At 72.7% G+C, this 1818-nt stretch carries 1 protein-coding gene; it reads right to left on the reverse strand.

Translation table 11 applies throughout. From position 1 onward, the window contains the following. Window positions 1-166 precede the first annotated feature (166 nt). Window positions 167-1690 (reverse strand): type I methionyl aminopeptidase, encoded by a 1524-nt coding sequence (gene map, locus BN4348_RS58940; RefSeq protein WP_084454759.1) that lies wholly within the window; start codon window positions 1688-1690, stop codon window positions 167-169. Between the last annotated feature and the right edge of the window lie 128 nt (window positions 1691-1818).

Genomic DNA, 1818 nt, shown 5'->3' on the forward strand with positions numbered 1-1818 from the left:
GCCGCGCCCGGCTTCGCCGCGCTTGCGATCGTCGCCAGTTCAACGGCCACGACCCGCCGCGCCCGGCTTCGCCGCGCTTGCGATCGTCGCCAGTTCAACGGCCACGACCCGCCGCGCCCGGCTTCGCCGCGCTTGCGATCGTCGCCAGTTCAGCAGGCTAAGCAGGCTAAGCAAGGGTCAGGATGCGCGGTCCGGCATCGGTGACCGCGACGGTGTGTTCCCAGTGCGCGGCGCGCGACCCGTCTGCGGTGGTGACGGTCCAGGCGTCGTCGAGGACCAGCGTTTTGCCGGTTCCCAGGGTCAGCATCGGCTCGATGGCCAGCACCGAGCCCGGCGCCAGCAGCGGGCCCCGCCCCGGGGAGCCCTCGTTGGGCAGGAAGGGGTCCATGTGCATGTGCCGGCCGATGCCGTGGCCGCCGTAGCCCTCCACGATCCCGAACGCGATCCCGTAGCGGGACTGGGCGGCGCGGGTGCCCGTTTCGATGGCGTGCGCGACGTCGGTCAACCGGTTGCCGGGCACCATCGCCGCGATGCCGGCCTCCAGCGACTCCCTGGTCGCGGCGCACAGCGCGTCGTCGGCGGCATCCAGCGTGCCGACCCCGAAGGTGATGGCGGCGTCGCCGTGCCAGCCGTCCAGCACCGCGCCGCAATCGATGGACACCAAATCGCCGGGCGCCAGTATTTCCGCGGCGGACGGGATGCCATGCACCACCCGGTCGTTGACCGACGCGCAGATCGACGCCGGGTAGCCGTGGTAGCCCAGGAACGACGGGACCGCCCCGGCCTCGCGGATCACCGACTCGGCGATCTCGTCGAGGCTCAGGGTCGATGCGCCGGTGACCGCGGCCGCGTGGACCGCCTGCAGGGCGGAGGCCACCACCGCGCCGGCCCCGGCCACCACGATGCGCAGCCCGGGCAGTTTCGCCGCGGCGCGCAGCACGATGTCGGGGGCCTTCAGCGGCTGGATCCGCCCGACGAAGGCCACCAGGTCACCGTCCAGCGGCAGTCCCAGCGCGGCCCGGGCCGCCCGGCGATCGCCCGGGCGGAACACGTCGAGGTCCACCCCGGGGTGGACCACATCGATCCGCCCCGGGTCGGCGTGGTGAATCGAAATCAGTTGCCTGGCTTCGTCATCGGTGTTGACGATCAGCCGGTCCGCTTCGTCGACGACCTGCTGCTCGCCCACCGTGCGCAGCGGCGGCTCGGGCGCGTCCCCGTCGGCAAGGGCCGCGTTTTTCACCGCCGCCAGCGTGTGTGCGGTGTGCACCAACGGCACCGCCCAGCGGTCCCGGGCGAGCCAGCCGACCTGACCGGACAGCCAATAGTGGGAGTGCACGATGTCGTAGTGGCCCGGTTCGTGTGATGCCTCGGCGCGCAGCACCGCGGCCGCGAACGCGCACAGCTGCGTCGGCAGGTCGTATTTGTCCAGGCCCTCGAAGGGCCCCGCCACCACGTTGCGGACCAGCACACCCGGCGCCACGTGGGCCACCGGTGGGTCGGCCGACGCGGTGGCCCGGGTGAAGATCTCCACCTCGATGCCACGCCGCGCCAGGTGCAACGCCGTCTGCAACACGTAGACGTTCATGCCTCCGGCGTCGCCGGTTCCCGGCTGGGCCAACGGAGAGGTGTGCACCGCCAGGACCGCAACCCGGCGCGGGTCGCTGCGCCGGAGAACGTCGTCGTGCCGCACTCCTTCATCTTTACAGGACGGGCCGCGAGCCGGCCGGAGGGCGCCGTTCGCGCTAAGCGGACGACTCGTCGGCGGCGACCTCCCGCAGCCGGGACTGCAGCGCCCCGGCGCGCCGCATCGCGCCCAGC

Source organism: Mycobacterium interjectum, assembly GCF_900078675.2.
GTDB classification, from domain to species: Bacteria; Actinomycetota; Actinomycetes; order Mycobacteriales; family Mycobacteriaceae; genus Mycobacterium; species Mycobacterium interjectum.